Raw genomic sequence first — 21,201 nt, 5'->3', positions numbered from 1 at the left:
TATGTCCTACAGGTCGAGCGCTGAATGGCGTTTTAACGGGGTAAGGCGGCAAAATTCAGAAATGGCGCTGTGAGGTGTGGAAAACGGGCGGTTTTCCCGGGCGTTTCGCCTACTCGCTATGGTGCCCCTCGGCCCCGTTCCCTACATTGCAGGCAACCAGAACGATAATGGAATTGCAGGTTAGTGAGCGACCAGAACGAAATCACTGGCGCCCCGGATAATCCGGGCGAATTCGAACGCATCGACATCGTCGAGGAGATGAAGACGAGCTACCTCGATTACGCCATGAGCGTGATCGTCAGCCGCGCCCTCCCCGACGTTCGCGACGGGTTGAAGCCCGTCCATCGCCGTATTCTCTATGCCGCCCAGGTCGGCGGCTACACCTCCACGCGCCCATATCGCAAATCGGCGAAGATCGTCGGTGAAGTGATGGGTTCGTACCACCCGCACGGCGACAGCGCGATTTACGATGCGCTGGCCCGCATGGTGCAGCCGTGGTCCATGCGCCTGCCGCTGATCGACGGCCAGGGCAACTTCGGCTCGATGGACCCCGATCCGCCGGCCGCCATGCGCTATACGGAAAGCCGCCTTGCCAAGGCGGCGGACCCGCTGCTGAGCGATCTCGACAAGGACACTGTCGATTTCGTCGACAACTACGATGGTTCGGAGAAAGAGCCGTCCGTCCTGCCTGCACGCTACCCCAACCTGCTGGTGAACGGCGCGGGCGGCATCGCGGTGGGCATGGCCACGAACATCCCGCCGCACAACCTCGGCGAAGTGATCGACGGCTGTTTCGCCTACATGGATGATCCCGGCATCACGGCAGAGCAGCTGCACGAGATTATCCCCGGCCCCGATTTTCCCACCGGCCCACTGATCCTGGGCAAGAGCGGCGCGCGCTCTGCCTACACCACAGGGCGCGGGTCCATCCTGCAGCGGAGCCGTCACGAGATCGAGACGGGCAAGAACGATCGCCAGTCGATCGTGCTGACTTCCATTCCCTACCAGGTGGGCAAAGCCGGGCTGGTAGAGAAAATCGCCGACGCCGCGAAGGAAAAGCGGATCGAGGGCATTTCCGACATCCGCGACGAATCCAGCCGCGCCGGTGTGCGCGTGGTGATCGAGCTGAAGCGCGACGCCACGCCCGAAGTCGTGCTGAACCAGCTATGGCGTCACACGCCCGCGCAAGCGAGTTTCCCGGCCAACATGCTCGCCATTCGTGGCGGCAGGCCGGAAACGCTGGACCTGCGCGATTTCATTTCCAGCTTCATCGCTTTCCGCGAACAGGTCATCACGCGGCGCACCAAGTTCGAGCTGAACAAGGCGCGGGACCGTGCCCACGTCTTGCTGGGCCTGGTGGTGGCCGTGTCCAACCTCGACGAGGTGGTGGCGATGATCCGCGGATCGTCCAACCCGCAGATCGCGCGGCAGAAGCTGCTCGACAAGGAATGGCCGATTGGCGACATTGCGCAATACATCCGCCTTGTCGAAGCCATCGAGCCGACGGCGGACGAAGCGGGCGGCACCTACCAGCTTTCCGAGCGGCAGGTGAAAGCCATCCTCGACCTGCGATTGCATCGCCTGACGGCCCTCGGCCGCGACGAGATCGGCGACGAGTTGCAGGAGCTGGCCGACAAGATCGAGTACTACCTCTCGCTGCTGGCCGACCGCGCCAAGCTTTACGGCGTCATGCGCGAGGAATTGCAGGAAGTGCGCGACCAGTTCGCCACGCCGCGCGTCTCCGAAATCGCACCCGCGTGGGACGGGATCGAGGACGAGGACCTGATCGAGCGGGAGGAGATGGTCGTCACCGTCACCCACTCCGGCTACATCAAGCGCACCCCGCTCGATACCTTCCGCGCCCAGCGCCACGGCGGCAAGGGCCGCAGCGGCATGGCTACGAAGGACGAGGACGCTGTCGTCGAAATGTTCGTAACTTCGACGCATAACCCTGTGCTTTTCTTCACGAATACGGGCCGCGTCTATCGCCTCAAGGTGTGGAAGCTGCCCGAAGGCGGCCCGCAGACCAAGGGCCGCCCGATGGTCAACCTGCTGCCGCTGGGCGACGAGGAGCGCGTCACCAACGTGCTGCCTCTGCCGGAGAACGAGGACGAGTGGGAAGCGCTCAACATCGTCTTCGCCACGGAACAGGGCATGGTTCGCCGCAACTCGATGGATGCCTTCACCAACGTGCCGTCGAACGGCAAGTACGCGATGGGCTTTGTCGAAGGCAGCGGGGACCGGCTGATCGGCGTGCGCCTGCTGAACGAGGAGCAGGAAATCTTCCTCGCCTCCGACGCCGGCAAGGCCATCCGCTTCGCCGCCACCGATGCGCGCGAAACCAAGAGCCGCACCGGCATCGGCGTGCGCGGCATGGCCCTGAAGGACGGGGCGAAGGTCGTCTCCCTAGCCGTGCTGGAGAAGCTGGGCCACGACATGGAAACGCGCGACGCATACCTGCGCGCGGCGGCGTGGAAGAACAACGACGCCGAGGCCACCCTGCCCTCAGAGCAGGTTGAGGCGATGACCGAGGGCGAGGAGTTCATCCTCACCATCACGGCCAACGGATACGGCAAGATTTCCAGCGCCTACGAATACCGCACCACGGGTCGTGGTGGTCAGGGTATCACCAACATCGGCACGCCCGGCAGCGATCCCGAGCGTAACGGCCCGGTCGTTGCCAGCTTCCCCGTGCGCCACGGCATGCAGCTGATGCTGGTGACGGACCGCGCCAAGCTGATCCGCCTGCCGGTGAACTTCCGCCACCTGGTGGATGGCGGTTTCGAGAACCACCAGGGCTGGGCGATCTATGGCCGCAGCTCGTCAGGCATCCGTATCTTCGACGTTGCCAAGGGCGAACACATCGTCGGCGCCGCGCGCATCGACGAGGACGAAAGCCCGGAGAACGAGGCTGAGGAAGCGATCGTCGAGGAAATGCTCGAACGTCGCGGCGGCGGAGACGAGACCACGCCCGATACGACGGTGGATCGCGACGACAACATCGAGGACGACGAAGCCGAGAATTGATTCGCTACTTTCCCCCGATGGCCTAGGATCTAGTCCAACGTCTTTTGGGGGAAAGATCATGTCGATGAAATCTGATGCACTCGCGTTCTTCGACGCCTGCGAAACCGGCAAGGGCTGGGAAGTTTGCCAGCAGTGGTGCCAGCCTGATGCTGTCTTCACAGCGCAAGCCGATGCACTGGCCGATGTGACCACGGTGGAGGGCTATACCGAGTGGATGGCCCACCTTCTCCAGCCGCTGCCCAACATGAACTATGAAATGCTGGCCTGCGGCGTCGATGAAGACGCCGGGACTTTCGTGGGCGCAGCGGTGTTCAAGGCCACCCATTCCGGCGAAGGCGGCCCCGTGTCGCCAACAGGCAAGACCATCGCTTCGGACTATTGCTACGTCTTCCGGTTCGAGGACGGCAAGATCGCGCACATGACCAAGATCTGGAACGACGGCTACGCCATGCGCGAAGCAGGCTGGGCCTGAGGGCTAATCCTCTCGCCGCCAAGCCACCCGCAGTTCCGGGTTGCGCTTCCGCAGCGTCGTCACCACGCCCACGGTGATCAGGAACTGGCCGAGGTAGTAGATCGGCCAGACGAGATATTCAGGCACTTCGCTACCCGATAGCGGGCCGAGCCGGGCGAAGATCAGCAGGTCCGACACCACGAACAGCAGAGCGCCGGCAGCCACGCGCATCCGCGGAAAATCGCTCATCCATGCGCTCGCCGCCATGAGGCTGAGCGCGACGGCGTAGATTGCCACGGCCCACGCCATATTGCGGTCGTAGGGCAGGAAATAGCCGATCACCGGGGGCAGGATCAGGATTGCAAGAAAAGCCCATTGGTCCGCCCCGTGCAGCTTGCCGCGCGAATGGCGCATGAAGACCGATACCGCCAGCATGTGGAACACGAAGAACACCGCCGCGCCCACGCGCAGGTCGAATTCGATGGCCATGTCCGCACATGCTGCCACGGCCATGGCCAGCGCCAGACGGTGCGAATCCCCGCTCTGGTGGCGCAGGTAGGCGTAGATCGCCAGAAAGCCCACGCCGAAGCCTTTTATCGGGATGAGATAGAGCTCCGGCAGGTTCGTCGCCTGCAAGTAGTAATAGGACAGCGCCGCAACGATGCTGAGCACCAGGAATGGGCGTTTCTGCGCCAGCGCAGGATGGGGCTGCTTGGGAGGCATGTGCCAGCGCTTAGCGCGCCGTCCTGATCTGTACCAGTGCGGTTTCCAGCATCACGTCTTCCGCGCTTCCCACTGGGTTCGGCGCAATCACGAAGTCCGGCACCACGCCGCGTGTCGACTGGTCGCCCGAGGGGCGCACCATGTAGGCCTTGGGATAGGTGATGACAGCGCCCGAGTTAGGCAGCGCAAAAGTCTCCACCGCGCCGTATGTGGTGGGCAGGTCAGCCGTTTCCTCCCCCACGACGGTGGCAATGCCAAGATCCTGCATCAGTGCCGCTACCACCGCCGCGTTGGAATAGCTGTGCTGGTTGACCAGCACCCATACGCGCCCGTCGAACGCGTTGTCGGCAATCGGCTGCGTCAGCGGCAGGTCGACCGACACCACCTGGCCATCGTCAGCAGAAGCGAGCGCGGCGGCGATCCGGCCTGCGAGCGTATTCGCATCGCCCTCCCGGTCGGCCCATGCCGCCTTGGTGTTCGGCCCGGCGCGAACTTCGTAGCGGGAGGCATAGCGGTATGGTTCCTCCACCAGTCGCGCCACGATCAGGTCGGAGAAACTCGCATCGCCGCCGCCGTTGTCACGCAGGTCGATCACCAGGTCAGTCGCTCCGCTGGCCGAGATCGCGGTGAAGGCTTCCTCGACGAAAGCGCGGAAGGGGGCGATGGTGTAAGTCTCGCCGTCCTCGCCGCGTTCTTCCTCGGTTGCTGAGAACGGGCCGGGCTGGAGGTAATAGATGCCCTCGCCAAGGTCGCGGTGGATACGTGCCCCAGAGCTACGGTCCGGCGCGGAGACGGGGCGCGCGGCCTGCATCGCGTACATCTCGCCTAGGCCCATGGCCGACACTGACGCGGTGGCAGGTTGCCCGTCCGGCCCGATGTATTCGATTGCGAGGCTCTCCCGCGGCCCGAAGACGAAATAGAGATAGGCGGGCAGCCCAAGCTCGATCTGCGAGCGTAGCAGGCGGTCGCTGTCGGCAGATATGATGGAGCGGACACGGCTTTCAAACTCCGCCAGCGATATTCCGCCAAGGCCGGTAATGCGGGAGCCGGGCGGCAGGTTGTCGCCCTCGCCAGCCCACTGGTCCGTCACCATCGCGCTGTCGCGGTAGGTGACAGACAGGGGAATGATCGTGCCGCCCTCGCCCACGTAGGCGAAAAGGTCTCCCATGGCCGCCTCCGTCTTGGCGTGGCCCACGTTCCCGAAAGCCATCGCTTCGTGCAGCATGAGGTGGAAATCTGTCTTCGGTACCGGGCCGTCGATGCGGTTGAGCAGGCTATCGACATGGGCATCGTATTCGGCGCGGCCACGGCGAGCGAAGAGATCGACGTGCTCCTGCTGCAAACGGGAGTAGAGCGTGGTCAGGTCCTCGCGGGCTTCCTCTGCCGTGTAGCAGTTCTCGCAAGGCGCGCTCTCCTGCGCGGCCAGCGGTGAGGCGAACAATATTGCGAAGGCGGTGACGAGGTTGCGCGCGAAACGATTTGCCATCGCGCGACACTACCCCCTCGAAATTGGCCGTCAACTCGCCTACTTGCGCTGTCATGACACAGCAGGTCCATATCATCGGCGGCGGTCTCGCGGGCAGCGAGGCGGCATGGCAGCTCGCAAAGCGCGGCGTGAAAGTGCGCCTGTCCGAAATGCGCGGCGGGGGCGAGATGACGGCCGCGCACCAGACCGACGGTTTGGCCGAACTGGTGTGCTCCAATTCCTTCCGCAGCGACGATGACGAGAAGAACGCCGTCGGCCTGCTTCACCACGAAATGCGGCGGCTGGATTCGATCATCATGTCCGCCGGCGAAATCGCCCGCGTTCCTGCGGGCAGCGCCATGGCGGTGGACCGCGACGTGTTCAGCGCCGAAGTGCAGAAGCGGCTGGAAGCCCATCCCAACATCACCATCGTGCGCGAGAAGGTGGAACAGTTGCCGCCAGAGGGGATGACCATCGTCGCCACTGGTCCGCTCACCGCCGCCAGTCTCGCGCAAAGCATCGTCAGCGCCACGGGCGAGGATCGCCTCGCCTTCTTCGACGCTATCGCGCCGATCGTCTATCGCGACAGCATCGACATGAGCAAGGCGTGGATCCAGTCGCGCTGGAACAAGACAACGGCTGCGTCCAACGAGGATGGCGACTACATCAACTGCCCGATGGACAAGGAGCAGTACGAAGCCTTCGTCCAGGGCCTGCTCGATGCCGAGAAGGGCGAGTTCAAGGAGTGGGAAGCAGACACGCCCTATTTCGACGGCTGCATGCCGATCGAGGTGATGGCAGAGCGCGGCGTGGAAACCTTGCGTTACGGCCCGATGAAGGGCGTCGGCCTCGATAACCCGCACGACCGGACCGAGGAACATCCGCAGGGCCGCTGGCCCTACGCCGTGGTGCAGCTGCGTCAGGACAACAAGCTGGGCACGCTGTGGAACATGGTCGGCTTCCAGACCAAGATGAAATACGGCGCGCAGGTAGAGCTGTTCCGCACCATTCCGGGGCTTGAGAATGCCGAGTTCGCACGGCTTGGCGGGATGCACCGCAACACCTTCATCAATTCACCCGAATTGCTGGACCGGCAACTGCGCCTGAAGTCGGCGCCGCACATCCGTTTTGCCGGGCAGGTGACGGGCTGCGAAGGCTACGTGGAAAGCAGCGCCGTGGGCCTGATGGCAGGCATGATGGCGGCAAGCGAGCTGGCGGGCGAGGCGTGGTCCCCTCCCCCCGCGACCACGGCGATGGGCGCGCTGCTGAGCCATATCACCGGCGATGCCGATGCCAGCCACTTCCAGCCCATGAACGTGAACTTCGGCCTGTTTCCGCCGCTGCACGACGTAAAGAAGAAGCAGCGCAAGGAAGCTTATACCTCGCGTGCCAAGGCGGATTTCGGCGTGTGGCTGGAAAGCCTGACCGTCCCCGCATGATCCTCTAGCAGTTGCAGCTTGGCCGCGTTGTGGTCCTCGGCTTCGGTGCGCTGGTAGCGAATTCGGCCTGCGTCAGCTCGTCGTCCTCGTTCGCGTCCATCTCCGCGAAACGCGAACTGGTGGTGATCGCCCATTCCTCGAACGTCAGCAGGTTGTTGCCGTCGGTGTCGAGTCGCCTGAAGGCATCCGTGCGCGTGGAGAGCATCTCGTTACGCGTAATCTTCAGGTCACGGTTGCGATCGTAACGGAAGAAGCGGCGCTGCTCGCGCGTCAGCTCGCTCGCTTCGGGCGGTTCGGGCCCGGTGATGTTCGAAACGTCGGCCACCGGCAGCGAATCGGGGTCGATGGCTTCTTCCGCGCTCTCGGGCTCTGGCGGTGGCGCACCCTCTTCAACCTGCGCCCTGCCCTGTATCCAGAACAGCCCCAGCCCCACAAGCAGCAGTGCGCTGAAGGCACCCAGGATAACTCGGTTCATCGATAATTCCCCTTGGATTCGGGAGCTTACGCTACCTGCCCAGCAGGCCTGCACGCAAGGCCGTTGCCATCGCGCCAGCCCCGTCCAGCAATTCGCCGGAGCCGAGACGGTGGGCTCTGCGAGAAAGGCTGTGCAGCACTGCAAGGGAGCGCACCTCTTTCGGCAAGCGTATGCGCGCGCCGCCCGATGCGGCCGCGGCCTCGCGAGCCATCTTGGCTTCGTCCTCACTGTCCAGATGCATCGCCAGGTCCAGCAACGCCCATTCGTGCCCTGCCTGCTCTACCGGCGCGTCGGGCCGGCTTCGCCCGGATGCATCGTTGACGGCCGACCAGCCCAGCGCCCTGCCGCGAGCGAACGTGGAAAGCTCGCGCCGACCCAGCGCCTCTGCCAGCAGCATTTCCCAGCCATCGACCAGCGGCACGAGCCTCTCTGCCTCGATGCCGCAATGGCGCAACAACGCAAGCAAGGGTTCTCCAATCGGCCAGTGTGCGGGGGCCTGTTCCAGCCGCTCCCGCCACCAGGCCAGCTTCATCTGGGCAATCACCGGCTCTCCACCGTTGCGGATGATGCTCGCCAGGCGGGTATCCAGTGCGAGCAAGGCCAGCGTGGCCGACTGCGTCCTTTTCGGCGCGTACGCCAGGGCGAGGCGCTGGGGCAGAGGCAGGGTTTCGACGAGATCGGAAGACATGCGGGAACAGCCTTCACCCGATAATCGGTGCCAAGTCAAAGACTGTCGGCGCGGATCGATGAGCCACCTCGGATCGCAGGTAGCTTGGCAAACGGCTTGTTAACTCCGCTCGGTTACATCCCCGAAACCACGGCCCCGGTATGTTGCGTGGTCAGGTGGTAGCAATGACAGGTGTACCCGAAATGATCCGCAAGTTTATCCGCACTACACTGGGCGACCTTGCAGAATGTCGTAGCGGAAACGCCACGCTTCTGGTTGCATTGGGCATGCCGGTGCTGATCGGCGGCGCAGGCCTGGGCGTCGATGTGACGCAGTGGTACATGTGGAAACGCGAATTGCAGTTCGCCGTCGACCAGGCGGCGGTTGCCGGTGCCTGGGCCGCGGCGGAAGAGGAGACCGAGGGCACGTACCAGCTTCGCGCTCTGCAGGAATTCGAAGCCAACCTGTCGGCCACCGACGACTTCAACACCGCCCCGGATATTCGCCTGGCAGACTTTGCCGGCGGTACGGACAACTCCGTGGCCGTTTCCGCCACTGCATCCAAGGAGCTGCCCTTTTCCAGCTTCCTCACCGGCGATGCGGCCGAGGTCTATGCCTATGCCCAGGCCAGTTTCGAGGAAGGCGTGACTTTCACCAGTTGCCTGATCGCCACCGACGAGGATGACGAAGGCGCCGTGACCATCGGGGGTAACGCCGTGCTGACAGCCAGCTGCGGCATGGCGGCCCTGTCCACCGACGATCTTTCGATCAAGGTGGATGGCAATCCGGAAATCGAGGCAGGGTGGATTCTCTCTGCCGGCGGCGTGGACGAGTGGCTGAAGAACAACACCGACGACGTGATCATGGAGTACATGAGCGGACTCTACGATCCCTACGCCGAGCTTTCTCCGCCCAACCCGACCGAATCGCGGGCCTCGCGCACCTACAGCTGCTCCGCGGCGAGCGACACGACCTATGCCGACGAGACTGTCAGGGTCTGGCGCACCTACAGCTATTTCCGCGGTCCGAGCCACAACAACATGGAGCCGTGGGATAACCCGAACGCCAAGGCGGACTCGGACGTCACCACGACCCAGCGGCAGATCATCGTCCCCAACGGCACGGTCGCAGGCACTACAACGACGCCGGACAACGGCACCAACGACGTTGGCAACGGCAATAACAAGACACACGAGCACTGGACCGGCAGCCGCACGGTTACCTATTCCAACGTCAACGTGATCGAAGGTGGTCAGGCGGGCAACGTTCGCCCCGGCACCTACACCGACATCCAGATCGGTTGCGATACGGCCTTCGCTCCCGGCGTCTACAACATCGTTGGCGGTCAGTTGCAGATCAACGGTCAGCATGAAGTCAGCGGCGCGGGCGTGATGTTCGTCCTCTACGAAGGCGCTTCCGTCGTCATCAACGGCGGTGCGGACGTGAACCTCACGGCGATGACGGCGGCCGACCTGATGGCGATTGGCGTATCTGCCGAGGATGCGAACGAGCTTGCCGGGATGCTGGTGTTCGAGGATCGCGACGGGCCGGGCGCGGGCAACAATGGCCAGCGTATCAACGGCAACGCGAATACGATCCTCAACGGCACGCTCTATTTCCCGCAGAGCGAGGTATTCTTTGCGGGGACCGCCGGGGTGACCAGCCAGTGCCTGATGATCGCTGCCAAGAACATCACCCTGACGGGTACGACCGACATGCAGACGTTCTGCCCGGGCGGTTCGAGCGAAGACACCACCGTCGTCAGCACGGCATCGAAAGTGAGGTTGGTGGCATGATGCGCGCACTCGCCTCTCGCCTTCACCGCCTTTCCTGCCTGCGAGCGGACGAGCGCGGTTCGATGGCAATCGAGACTGCGTTCGTCGCGCCGGTCCTGCTGATCCTCGCGCTCGGTGGTTTCGAGGTTGCCACGATGGTGTCCCGGCAGACCGATCTGCAGAGCGGCGCTGCCGAGGCAGCCTCTGTCGTTCGCGCGGTGATACCGGAGACTGCCGAGGCGCGCACCACCGTGCGCGATATCGTCGCGAATTCAACCGGCCTCACGACGGACCAGATCACGGTCACGGAAATCTATCGCTGCGGCACCTCGGCGGATTACGTCACGATCCCGGATTCCTGCGGGAGCGGCGTCGAATACAAGTTCATCCAGGTGGACCTGACCGACACCTATGCGCCCATCTGGACGAAATGGGGTGTGGGCCAGGGCTTCACCTACAATGTCAGCCGAACGGTACAGATCGGATAGACACCATGACCATCCGACAACTATTCTCCCGCCTGCGCCGAGACGACACCGGTGCGACTGCGATCGAATTCGCCCTGCTCTCCCCTGCCCTCATCCTGATGATGATAGGCGTGCTGCAGGTGGGTATGGCGATGCAGAACTATAACGCCTTGCGCGGTCTATCTGCCGACGTTGCCCGCTACACGATGGTGCAATACCAGACCGGCAACACGATCTCGAATTCCCAGATTGAAACCTGGGCGGAGAACCACGCGCTTGGCGCGCCTTACCTGCTTCACCAGGACAGGGTGAATGCCGTGGTGACAACGCCTGGCACCCAGCGCGTAACCGGAGCCACCGAGCTCCAGCTCGTGATTTCCTACCAGATGGACAGCTTCCTGGGCTTTGCCGGGATCGAATTCCCGTTCATCACCTACACCCGGCCCATCTTCCTGCTCGACGAAGACTGATCCGGTACGCGCACAACGCCGCCTTTCCCTTTTCAGGGCAGCGTCGATGATGCACACCCGCTTTGGCCCCCTGTCGCATGGAGTGACGGCATCGAAACCGTCGGCTGAATGACGCGGGGAGCCACCCCTCCCCCCCGCACCGGATCAGTCTGCGTAGGTAACCTTACGGCAAGCCGCGACGACGCGGTCCTTGTCGATCAGCGCCAGCTTTTCGAGGTTAGCCGCATAGGGCAGCGGCACGTCCTCGTTGCACACGCGCAGGACGGGTGCGTCGAGGTGGTCGAACCCTTCTTCCATGCACACCGCGATCACTTCCGAAGCGATCGAACAGGTGGGCCAGCCTTCCTCTGCGATGACCACGCGGTTGGTTTTCGCCAGGCTCTTGAGGATGGTTTCGGTATCGAGCGGGCGCAGCGTGCGCAGGTCGATCACTTCGGCATCGATGCCCTGCTCTGCCAGTTCCTCGGCAGCTTCCAGCGCCACGCCCACGGCGATGGAATAGGACACGATGGTGACATCGCTGCCCTCGCGCATGATCCGCGCCTTGCCGATGGGCAGGACATGATCGTCGAGCTGGGCAACCTCGAAGCTCTGGCCATAGACCAGTTCGTTTTCGAGGAAGACGACCGGGTCATCGCTGCGGATCGCCGATTTCAGCAGGCCCTTGGCGTCCTGCGCGTCGTAGGGTGCAATGACGATCAGGCCAGGCACGCTGGCGTACCACGGGCCGTAGTTCTGGCTGTGCTGCGCGCCCACGCGGCTTGCCGCGCCGTTGGGGCCACGGAACACCACCGGGCAACGCATCTGGCCGCCTGACATGTAATTGGTCTTCGCCGCGGAATTGATGATATGGTCAATCGCCTGCATGGCGAAGTTGAACGTCATGAATTCCACCACCGGGCGAAGGCCGCCCATGGCAGCGCCCGTGCCGATACCGGCAAAGCCGTATTCGGTGATCGGGGTGTCGATCACGCGCTTCGGCCCGAACTCGTCGAGCAGGCCCTGCGTCACCTTGTAGGCGCCCTGGTACTCTGCCACCTCCTCGCCCATCACGAAGACACGTTCGTCGAGGCGCATTTCCTCGGCCATGGCATCGCGCAGCGCTTCGCGCACCGTCAGCTTCACCATATTGGTGCCTTCGGGCACTTCGGGATCGTCGGCGCGCGGTTTCGATGCGGGCTTGTCGATATCGAGGGGATTGCCCTCGCGGCCGACATCCTTGCCTTCGCCCTCGACGTCCTTAACTTCGTCATCGGACGATGCGGCGGGTGCGGGCGCCTCGATATCCGAGGCATCCTCGCCCTCGCCCGCCAGGATGGCGATGACGGTGCCGACTTTCACCTCTTCGGTGCCCTCGGCAACGAGGATCTTGCCAACGGTGCCTTCATCGATGGATTCGAATTCCATCGTGGCCTTGTCGGTCTCGATCTCGGCGAGAACGTCGCCAGCAGAAACGGAGTCGCCTTCCTTCACCAGCCACTTGGCCAGCGTGCCTTCTTCCATGGTGGGCGAGAGGGCGGGCATTTTCAGTTCGATCGCCATGGCTCAGTACTCCCCCACCAGAACGTCGGTGTAGAGTTCGCTGGCCTCGGGTTCGGGCGAGCTTTCGGCAAAGTCCGCAGCTTCGGCCACGGTGGCGCGGATGCCCTTGTCGATTTCCTTCAACTTGTCCTCTTCGATACCCGCCGCGGCGAGGTCTTTCTTCACCCGTTCGATCGGGTCGTTCTTTTCGCGCTGGTCCTGCACTTCCTCTCGCGTGCGATACTTTGCCGGATCGGACATGGAGTGACCGCGATAGCGATAGGTGTTGCATTCCATCAGCACCGGGCCGTTGCCATCGCGCACGTGCTTGAAGGCGATTTCGGCGGCCTGGCGCACTTCGAGAACGTCCATGCCGTTCACATCCATTCCGGGGATGCGGAACGCGGTGCCGCGACGGTAGAACTCGGTCTCCGCGCTGGACCGCTTCACCGCGGTGCCCATCGCGTACTGGTTGTTCTCCACCACGAACACGATCGGCAGGTTCCAGAGCGCGGCCATGTTCATAGTCTCGTAGACCTGGCCCTGGTTCGCCGCCCCGTCACCGAAATAGGCGAGGCACAGGCCACCGTCCTCGTTGTACTGGTGGGCAAACGCGAGACCGCCGCCGAGCGCAACCTGTGCGCCGACGATGCCATGACCGCCGTAGAATTTATGCTCGGTGCTGAACATGTGCATCGAGCCGCCCTTGCCCTTGGAAATGCCAGCGGCGCGGCCCGTCAGTTCGGCCATGATCACCTTGGGGTCGATGCCGTAGGCGAGCATGTGCCCATGGTCGCGATAGCCGGTAATCACGCTGTCGCGATCGTTGTCGAGCGCACTCTGCAGGCCGATGGCGACCGCTTCCTGGCCGATATAGAGGTGGCAAAAGCCGCCGATCAGGCCGAGGCCGTAAAGCTGTCCGGCCTTTTCCTCGAATCGGCGGATGAGCAGCATCTGCTCGTAGAAATGCATCAGCTGGTCTTCGCTGGGTTTGAAGCGCTTCTCCTTCTCCAGGGCTTCCTGCAACGAGCGCAGGGCGAAGTCGTCGTCGCCGGCGGTCTGCTCTTTCTTGTCGGCTTTGGAGGTGGAGGCTTTGGCCAAGATGCAATCCCCTAATGTCGCTGCGCCATCGCAACGCTGATGTGTTTTCGCGATCGCCTATAATCACCCATGCGATGCGCTGGCAACGCCGCACTTCCCTCATTTACCAATGTGGTGAAAATGGATTGACCGCCGTGCCAATCCGAAGCGAACGATCAGTCGATCGGTTCCAGTTCGACGACATATTCGTCAGGATGCGCGACACCCAGATTTCCACGCACGAGTTCCGACGCGTAATCGGGATCGACATTCTCCGGATCGAGCAGTTCAACGCGGTTTTCCAACTCTGCCTTGCGTTCCTGCAACGCGGCGATCCGCTCTTCATGTTCGCCGAGGCGCGCCGCCTGCTCGCCCCAGGCCAGAACCCCGGAAGGACCGATAAGGGCCAGGCCGCCGATCAGCATGAGGATGAGCAACGCGATCGCGTTCACGATCCGCTCCCTTACCACTTCCTTGCGATGCGCCATCCCGTTCATGGGAACACCTTGAATCACAAACACCTCGCCGATTCAAGCGGCATTCGTGGGGATCTGCGGAAAGTCCGACGGATTGATACCCGGTTGCGCCGGAACTGGAAAAAGGTTACAAGTGAAACCATGACTGATCTATTTGAAAACCCCATTGGCCTCGACGGCTTCGAATTTGTTGAATTCTGCGCACCGGAGAAAGGCGTGATCGAGCCTGTCTTCGAATCCATGGGCTTCAAGCACGTGGCCTCGCACCGGTCGAAGGACGTGCAGCTCTGGCGACAGGGCCAGATCAATCTCATCCTCAATTACGAACCACGCAGCGCTGCCTGGTTCTTTGCCCGCGAGCATGGCCCTTCGGCATGTGGCATGGGCTTCCGTGTCAAGGATGCGGCCAAGGCCTACAAGGAACTGCTCAAGCGCGGTGCAGAGCCCGTCCAGGTCGAGACGGGCCCGATGGAATTGCACATCCCTGCCATTCGCGGGATCGGCGGCGCGATCGTCTACCTGATCGACCGCTACCACGACGAGGACGGCAAGGGCCTTTCCATCTACGACATCGATTTCGAATACCTCGACGGTGTCGAAAAGCACCCGGAAGGCGCCGGCTTCAACGTGATCGACCACCTGACGCACAACGTCTACGGCGGCCGGATGAAGTACTGGGCGGATTACTACGAGACGCTCTTCAACTTCCGCGAGATCCGTTTCTTCGACATCAAGGGCGAGTACACCGGCCTCACGTCCAAGGCGCTCACCGCGCCGGACGGCAAGATCCGCATTCCGCTCAACGAAGAGGGCGAAGGCGGCAAGGGCCAGATCGAGGAATTCCTGCGCGAATTCAACGGCGAAGGCATCCAGCACATCGCCCTGATCTGCGACGACCTCGTGGCCGCCTGGGACAAGCTGAAGGAATTCGGCGTGCCCTTCATGACGGCTCCGCCCGAGACCTATTACGAGATGCTGTCCGACCGTCTGCCCGATCACGGCGAGGACGTGGACGCGCTGAAAGCGCGCGGCATCCTGCTGGACGGCACGACCGAGGGTGGTTCCCCTCGCCTGCTGTTGCAGATCTTCGCCGAAGCGCAGGTCGGCCCGGTGTTCTTCGAATTCATCCAGCGCAAGGGTGACGAGGGATTCGGCGAAGGCAATTTCAAGGCCTTGTTCGAGAGCATCGAACGCGATCAGATCAAGCGCGGTGTGCTCGACACGAAGGATGCCAAGACCGTCGACGCCTGATCGCGGTCGTACCCGTGCAAAAAGCTTGCGGCGCGCCAACGATGCGCCGCAAGCCCCTTGCACCTGAACTCCTTAAGCGCCATCACGCTGCCTGACGAGAGGAGTTTCCCTGTACCATGATCGCGTTTCGCGCCCTTACTGTTTCCGCCGTTGCCCTGCCGCTTGCCTTGCTGGCAACACCCGCTGCCGCGCAGGTGGACGATGCCATCGTGCTGAACATCCTGCGCAACTGTGCTCAGATCGACGACGCGACGGCGCGGCTTGCCTGTTACGACAACAACATCACCGCTGCCGGCGGACAGGCTCGCAGTTCGGTGCCCGGACAGATGGCCGCTCCTACCGGTGATCGCGGCGCGCCGCTCGATACGCGTGGTCCCTCGGGCTTTGGCCGGGAGGATGTCCGCACCCCGCAACGGTTCGAAACCCCCGCCGGACAGATCGATCAGCTACAGGCCCGCGTGAGCGAAGTGCGCCAGCGCGAGCCGGGCGTGTACCTCGTTACGCTGGAAGACGGCGCACAGTGGCTGTTCACCGAATCCGTTCCGTTCTCCTATCGCGCCCCGCGCCCCGGAGACCAGGTGGAGATCGACCGTGCATCGCTGGGCAGCTTCCTGCTGACCTTCGATCGCCAGGCATCGGTCCGCGTCCGCCGCGTTCGGTAAAGCATCACGCGCCTCCTAGTGTAAGGCGCGAGATCAGGGGACGCTGTGCCCCAGTTCGTCGAAAGTGCGTTCGCGTTCCAACTGCACAACCGCGTTGCGACGAACCTTCTCGAAGGTTGCGAAGAACCTTTCGCGTTCGGGGACCGATAACGGCGCCATCAGGAATGCGCTGCGCTGGCGACTGGCTTCCTGGATGATCTCGATCAGGCGCTGGCCTTCGTCAGTGGGCGAGAACAGGCCGTGCCGCCTGCCGGGCTTCCCGCTGCGTTTCACCAGCCCGCGTTCGATCAAGGCCGTGACGGTACGCCCGGCCTGGCTGTGATCGCGGTCGAGGCGAGAGACCAGCGTATTCCAGTCGATGGGTGCATCCAGCGCAATCTCGTTCAGCACCCAGCTTTCAAAATTCGATAGACTTGTCAGGCGCTTGAAGGTCAAAGCTCCACTTCGACTGAAGTAGGCCGAAAGCGTCATCAACGGTGCGAGGATCCGGCTGCGCTCGATCACGATCGGGTTTTCGGAATTCGGCTCGTAATCAGGATCTGCCACGAACGGATTGAGCGATTTCACGTCGTTCTGGTTCAGCGCGCGCTCCTGCTCGTAGAGCATCACGGCGCGGTGCAGCAACTTCTCGATGACGGCGAAAAACGAAGCCAGCTCGTCGTCACCGATATCGAACGTGAGTTCGCGGTTGCGCAGCTCGGCAAGCCGCAAGAGGCGGTCGGCCAGCGTCGCGCCCTTGCGCGTCAGGCTGACAGGGGCGCGTATCTGGTCACGCTCCACCATCTTGAGTTCCAGCAGGCGTTTCACGGAACGGCTGACCTGTGCCTTGTCCACGCCGACGGAGCCGGAGATATCGGCCGGGACAAGCGGCCCCTGGCTCCGCAACAGGAAAAGGATGCGGCGGTCGAGTTCGACGAGATCGATCTCGCGCGCGTAGGACAGCTCCGCGCTTTCGCGCACCTTGTAGAGAAGCTGCCATAGCTCTTGCTGGATGACGGCGCTCTGTTCGCCCTCCCCCGACCGGTGCGTTTCCGCTTCCGGCGCGAGGCCGTTGAGGATGATGGACAGGCGCGTCTCGAATTCGGGCGGCACGCCCTGACCGCTTCCCGTTAAGCCATCGGCAGCGCGCGCACCGTGTGCGAATGCCTCCACAATCCGCATGGCTTCGTCGGCCATCGGTCCGAGCAGTTGCTGCAATTTCGTAGTCGCGGCCTTTTTCTCGCGCGCTTCTGCTCCGTCGGCGTAGACGGAGCGAGCGTGATCGAACAGCAGCCTGCGCCATTCCGGCACCACCATCGACGTCGTTTCCCCTCTGCCGGCCCCCGTATTTCCTTTGCGGGCTTCTTTCATTCGTTCTGCCTTGTTCCTGGCTGCACGAGACCCTTAATGGCCTTTGGGTGGTTTGAACAGCGACACGATTGCCATGTCCCCATGCCATCGCACAAACGCCTGAACACCGGTGCAACGGGCCAATCCGGACTCGATCAACGATTTCGGATACTATCAATTTGAAAGGCGATGCAGCAAGGCAACACTTTGTTGCGCACGAATCCGGAATTGCCTTCAAAATCAGCTTAACGCGTTGAGATTACACATAACTTAAATTTCATACACATGAAAACTGCGGCCGCATTCCGGACTTTCGAGCCTCATTTTTTCCCAATAAACCAATCCGTCCACACGGCTTGCGATTCATCGACTAGACACAATCAACAAGCCTGAATATGCCAGTGCTTCGGTTCAGGCTGGTCTCAGAGAAATGCCAGTCCGCCGGGGGAGGAAAATGTATGCACATTGCGCAATCCAGCGCCGCGAACGGGTCTTTTTGGCTCCCGCGTCTGCGCGCACATTTTCTGCACCCGCAACATTCCATCAAACACATTGACCCCGCGATTTCACGTCGGAAAGCCACGCGCATTCCGGCGCGGCCACGGGCAATCTATCGTGGGACGATGACCATTGGCAGGTTTGCACCGTGCAAGCCTGTCTTCACTGTGAAGGGAGCACAAAGTGAAAACCTTTAATCGTGCGCAGCTATTCCGCGCTGCATTGCTGGCAGGTGGTGCCGGCACAATGTTCATGGCCGCTCCGGCCATGGCACAGGATGCAACAGTCGGCGACGACGTGCAGGTTGGCGAGGAAGATTCCGCGCCTGCCCAGCGCATCGTTGTTACCGGTTCGCGCATCGCCACGCAGGACTACAACTCCAACAGCCCGATGGTGACCGTGGACGAAGGCCTGCTCGAGCAGTCCTCCACCGCCGCTATCGAATCCAACCTGAACAAGCTGCCGCAGTTCGTTCCGGCACAGACCCCGACGCAAGGTGGAGACATCCAGCCCACGGCAACCAACACGCCGGGCGCGGCAACGATCTCGCTGCGCGGTATCGGCACCAACCGTAACCTCGTCCTGATCGACGGTCGTCGCGGTACGCCGGGCAACGCTTCGGGCGTGGTCGACATCTCCACCCTGCCCTCTGCTGCCATCGAGCGTATCGAAACGATCTCGGGTGGTGCCTCGGCTACCTACGGCGCCGACGCCGTTGCCGGTGTGACGAACTTCATCCTGAAGAAGGATTTCGAAGGCCTCGAACTCGATGCCCAGTTCGGCATTACCGAGGAAGGCGACAACTTCGAATACCAGCTGTCGGGCATCATGGGCACCGACTTCGCCGACGGTCGCGGCAACATCTCGCTCGCGATGTCGATGAACACCCGCGAAGCCAACTTCCAGCGTGACCGCGAGTGGTACACCGACCTGTACGCCGATCCGAACATCGCCGGTGGCCAGTTCTTCATTCCGGCACCGGGCATCAACTTCGGCTTCGGTCCGAACCAGCCTGATTTCGGCACGGTGTTCCCCGATGGCCCGGATGGGCTCGCCGGCGTTAACGTCTACGTCAATCCGGCAACCGGCCAGGCCTTCACCATCGGTGCAAACGGCACTCCGTCCAACTTCGGCAACGACCAGTTCGACCTGCCGCTCGACGGCCTGCCCTTCAAGCAGACGATCAACGGCGCGATCAGCTCCAACAACACCAGCCTCTATCTCATCCTGCCGCTGACGCGTTACAACGCGTTCGCCCGCGGTAACTACGAGATCAACGACTGGGTTGGCGTGTTCGGCCAGGCGCTTTTCAGCCACGTCGAGACCTTCACGCGCAACGAGCCTTCGCCGGCCGTGGGCGGTTGGACCGTCAACATCGACCCGACGCAGCTCGATCCCGGCGAAATGCCGGCCCAGCTCCAGACCCTGCTCGACAGCCGTCCCGATCCGGACGCGCCGTTCCAGCTCGAGTCGCTGCTGTTCGACGATCGTGAAACGTTCACTGACGTCACGACCTACAACCTGACGGCAGGCTTCGAAGGCTACATCCCCGGCACCAGCTTTGCCTGGGAAACCTTCGTCAGCCACGGCATTTCGTCGACCTATGCGAAGCAGACCGGCGTCAACTCGCTGGCTCGTTTCCAGGCTGTCCTGAGCGCGCCGAACTTCGGTCGTGGCTTCAGCCAGACCGGCAACCAGGGCCCGCCGAACTTCGGTTTCGGTGCTTCCACCGCGACCTGTACTTCGGGCCTGAACCTCTTCAACCCGCCGGCCGGCGGCTTCTCCGAGGATTGCCTCGAAGCCATCCGTGCCGACCTGAAGAACCGTTCGGACGTGACCCAGACCATTGCCGAGGCGAACATCTCGGGCGGCCTGTTCCAGCTTCCTGCCGGTGAAGTGGGTATCGCTCTTGGTGCCAGCTATCGCGAGCTCCAGTTCGAGTTCGACAACGATACGCTGACAACGGACGGTCGCTCGTTCCTCGACCAGGCGCAGGGCATCTATCCCAGCGGCAACGTGGATGCGTCCTTCGACGTTCACGAGCTTTACGGCGAATTGCTCATTCCGCTGCTTTCGGATCTTCCGATGGTGCAGCAGCTGAACCTGGAAGTCGGCGGTCGTATTTCCGACTACTCGACCACGGGCACGAGCTACACCTACAAGATCCTGGGCGACTGGCAGGTCACCGACTGGCTGCGTATCCGCGGTGGGTACAACCGTGCAGAACGCGCACCGAACATCGGTGAGCTGTTCCTGCAGGCGTCGCAGACCTTCGGTGGCAACTCGGTTGGCGACCCCTGCTCGCTGGCCAACCCGCTGTCGTTCTCGGCCAACCAGGCGGGCGACCAGTTCGAAGGCGGCAACGAGAACGGTGCCAAGGTCGAGGCGATCTGCCGCATCCAGATGGAAGCCAGCGGCAACCCGGATGCCGACGAGCAGTACTACGCAGGCGTTCAGGACAGTGGTACCGGCGGCTTTGCCTTCCCGACCACTATCGGTAACCCGAACCTCACCCCTGAGAAGGCCGACACCTGGACCGTTGGTGCAGTGTTCCAGCCGTACATCGGCGGTGCGATCTCTCGCGCTCGCCTGACGGTGGACTACTACAACATCAGCGTCGAGGACGCGATCGGTCTGCAGACTGTCGGTATCGCGCTGCGTTCCTGCTACGATCCGCTGCTGAACCCCGCGTTCGGCGGCACGCCGCAGGAAGTCGCCAACTCGGCGAACTGCCAGCTGGTTCCGCGTAACGCGACCGGTGCCCTGGGCAACGTCCAGCGTACCTACGTGAACAACGGTGCCTTCGAACTGTCGGGTATCGACGTTGCGCTGGACCTCGCACTCGAAGCGGGTCCGGGTACGCTCAACCTGAATGTGCTGGGCAGCTATGCGATCGACTTCAAGTCGACTGCGCTCGACGGTATCCTGCCGATGGTCGATTACGTCGGCACCCTGGGTACTGGCGAGAACGGCCTGAACGGCGGTAACTACGAATACCGCGTGTTCACGACCGTCGGCTACAACTGGGGCCCGGCCTACGTCGGTGTCCAGTGGCAGCACCTGCCTTCGATCGAAGACGCGACGGAAGCCCTGATCGGCGCTCCGACGCCGACCACCGGCTACCCGAGCTACAACCTGTTCAACCTGAACGGTTCGTATGCGGTCAACGAAACGATCAACCTGCGCTTCGGCGTCGACAACCTGTTCAACAAGCGTCCCCCGCTGGGCGGCGTGAACACGGCTGCCGATCCGTCGGTTGGCCAGCTTTCGGGTGGCGGTTACAACAACCTCTACTACGACACCAACGGTCGTCGCTTCTACTTCGGTGCCAACTTCCGCTTCTAATCTCGGATAGAAACCGAACGAAAAAGAGGGCCCCTCCTTCGTGGAGGGGCCCTTTTTCTTTGGAGGGTAACAAATCCGGC

Annotated in this window: 17 protein-coding genes; 9 read left to right on the top strand and 8 right to left on the bottom strand. The window is 62.6% G+C overall.

Features of this window, described 5'->3' with window-relative positions; all coding sequences use genetic code 11:
- Positions 1-183 precede the first annotated feature (183 nt).
- Together gyrA and ABFX23_RS12020 are read left to right on the top strand one after the other, a co-directional pair.
- The gene (gyrA, locus tag ABFX23_RS12025; RefSeq protein ID WP_346033285.1) at positions 184-3,027 is read left to right on the top strand and encodes a DNA gyrase subunit A; all 2,844 of its coding nucleotides are present in this window, start codon (positions 184-186) and stop codon (positions 3,025-3,027) included.
- A gap of 58 nt (positions 3,028-3,085) precedes the next feature.
- Positions 3,086-3,499, top strand: a complete 414-nt coding sequence (locus ABFX23_RS12020; RefSeq protein ID WP_346033284.1) for an ester cyclase — start codon at positions 3,086-3,088, stop codon at positions 3,497-3,499.
- 3 nt (positions 3,500-3,502) lie between these two features.
- Here ABFX23_RS12020 and ABFX23_RS12015 read toward each other — a convergent pair whose 3' ends face one another.
- Positions 3,503-4,201: a lysoplasmalogenase family protein gene (locus ABFX23_RS12015; RefSeq protein WP_120078613.1), complete on the bottom strand. Its 699-nt coding sequence runs from the start codon at positions 4,199-4,201 to the stop codon at positions 3,503-3,505.
- 10 nt (positions 4,202-4,211) lie between these two features.
- Positions 4,212-5,687: a S41 family peptidase gene (locus ABFX23_RS12010; protein WP_346033283.1), complete on the bottom strand. Its 1,476-nt coding sequence runs from the start codon at positions 5,685-5,687 to the stop codon at positions 4,212-4,214.
- A 53-nt stretch (positions 5,688-5,740) separates the two neighbouring features.
- Here ABFX23_RS12010 and trmFO point away from each other — a divergent pair, with 53 nt between their 5' ends.
- Complete coding sequence (gene trmFO, locus ABFX23_RS12005; RefSeq protein WP_346033282.1) at positions 5,741-7,105, top strand: methylenetetrahydrofolate--tRNA-(uracil(54)-C(5))-methyltransferase (FADH(2)-oxidizing) TrmFO; 1,365 nt, start codon at positions 5,741-5,743, stop codon at positions 7,103-7,105.
- Positions 7,106-7,109: 4 nt separating this feature from the next.
- Here the strand turns inward: trmFO and ABFX23_RS12000 are convergent, their stop codons facing one another.
- A complete protein-coding gene (locus tag ABFX23_RS12000; protein ID WP_346033281.1) occupies positions 7,110-7,580 on the bottom strand; it encodes an EF-hand domain-containing protein in 471 nt (156 codons plus the stop codon).
- Between the two features lie 31 nt (positions 7,581-7,611).
- On the bottom strand, positions 7,612-8,268 hold the full coding sequence (locus tag ABFX23_RS11995) for a squalene/phytoene synthase family protein (protein WP_346033280.1): 657 nt from the start codon (positions 8,266-8,268) through the stop codon (positions 7,612-7,614).
- Between the two features lie 164 nt (positions 8,269-8,432).
- Between ABFX23_RS11995 and ABFX23_RS11990 the strand changes: the two genes are divergently transcribed.
- From ABFX23_RS11990 to ABFX23_RS11980, 3 genes are read left to right on the top strand one after another with little or no spacing between them, the layout of a single operon-like run.
- The gene (locus ABFX23_RS11990; protein WP_346033279.1) at positions 8,433-10,043 is read left to right on the top strand and encodes a TadE/TadG family type IV pilus assembly protein; all 1,611 of its coding nucleotides are present in this window, start codon (positions 8,433-8,435) and stop codon (positions 10,041-10,043) included.
- Entirely contained in the window at positions 10,040-10,510 is a 471-nt protein-coding gene (locus ABFX23_RS11985; protein ID WP_346033278.1) for a TadE/TadG family type IV pilus assembly protein, read from the top strand. Before ABFX23_RS11990 ends, ABFX23_RS11985 begins: the two co-directional genes overlap by 4 nt.
- 5 nt (positions 10,511-10,515) lie before the next feature.
- A complete protein-coding gene (locus tag ABFX23_RS11980) occupies positions 10,516-10,959 on the top strand; it encodes a TadE/TadG family type IV pilus assembly protein (protein ID WP_346033277.1) in 444 nt (147 codons plus the stop codon).
- Positions 10,960-11,103: 144 nt separating this feature from the next.
- On the opposite strand, the gene ABFX23_RS11975 is transcribed toward ABFX23_RS11980, so the two are convergent.
- The 3 genes from ABFX23_RS11975 to ABFX23_RS11965 form a co-directional block, all read right to left on the bottom strand.
- The gene (locus ABFX23_RS11975) at positions 11,104-12,501 is read right to left on the bottom strand and encodes a pyruvate dehydrogenase complex E1 component subunit beta (protein WP_346033276.1); all 1,398 of its coding nucleotides are present in this window, start codon (positions 12,499-12,501) and stop codon (positions 11,104-11,106) included.
- A 3-nt stretch (positions 12,502-12,504) separates the two neighbouring features.
- Positions 12,505-13,581 carry a pyruvate dehydrogenase (acetyl-transferring) E1 component subunit alpha gene (gene pdhA, locus ABFX23_RS11970; protein ID WP_346033275.1) on the bottom strand — a complete coding sequence of 359 codons (1,077 nt, stop codon included), beginning with the start codon at positions 13,579-13,581 and terminating at the stop codon, positions 12,505-12,507.
- A 155-nt stretch (positions 13,582-13,736) separates the two neighbouring features.
- Positions 13,737-14,057, bottom strand: a complete 321-nt coding sequence (locus ABFX23_RS11965) for an FtsB family cell division protein (protein WP_346033274.1) — start codon at positions 14,055-14,057, stop codon at positions 13,737-13,739.
- A gap of 120 nt (positions 14,058-14,177) precedes the next feature.
- Between ABFX23_RS11965 and hppD the strand changes: the two genes are divergently transcribed.
- Together hppD and ABFX23_RS11955 are read left to right on the top strand one after the other, a co-directional pair.
- Positions 14,178-15,287, top strand: a complete 1,110-nt coding sequence (gene hppD, locus ABFX23_RS11960) for a 4-hydroxyphenylpyruvate dioxygenase (RefSeq protein WP_346033273.1) — start codon at positions 14,178-14,180, stop codon at positions 15,285-15,287.
- Between the two features lie 116 nt (positions 15,288-15,403).
- A complete protein-coding gene (locus ABFX23_RS11955; protein WP_346033272.1) occupies positions 15,404-15,949 on the top strand; it encodes a hypothetical protein in 546 nt (181 codons plus the stop codon).
- A 33-nt stretch (positions 15,950-15,982) separates the two neighbouring features.
- Here ABFX23_RS11955 and ABFX23_RS11950 read toward each other — a convergent pair whose 3' ends face one another.
- Entirely contained in the window at positions 15,983-17,299 is a 1,317-nt protein-coding gene (locus ABFX23_RS11950) for a MarR family winged helix-turn-helix transcriptional regulator (protein WP_346033271.1), read from the bottom strand.
- 660 nt (positions 17,300-17,959) lie between these two features.
- Between ABFX23_RS11950 and ABFX23_RS11945 the strand changes: the two genes are divergently transcribed.
- The gene (locus tag ABFX23_RS11945; RefSeq protein ID WP_346033270.1) at positions 17,960-21,121 is read left to right on the top strand and encodes a TonB-dependent receptor domain-containing protein; all 3,162 of its coding nucleotides are present in this window, start codon (positions 17,960-17,962) and stop codon (positions 21,119-21,121) included.
- Positions 21,122-21,201 lie beyond the last annotated feature (80 nt).

The sequence above is a fragment of the Erythrobacter westpacificensis genome (assembly GCF_039542285.1).
Lineage (GTDB): Bacteria > Pseudomonadota > Alphaproteobacteria > Sphingomonadales > Sphingomonadaceae > Alteraurantiacibacter > Alteraurantiacibacter westpacificensis.
Note: the sequence above shows the minus strand (reverse complement) of the source record. Positions and strands in the feature narration are given on the sequence as shown.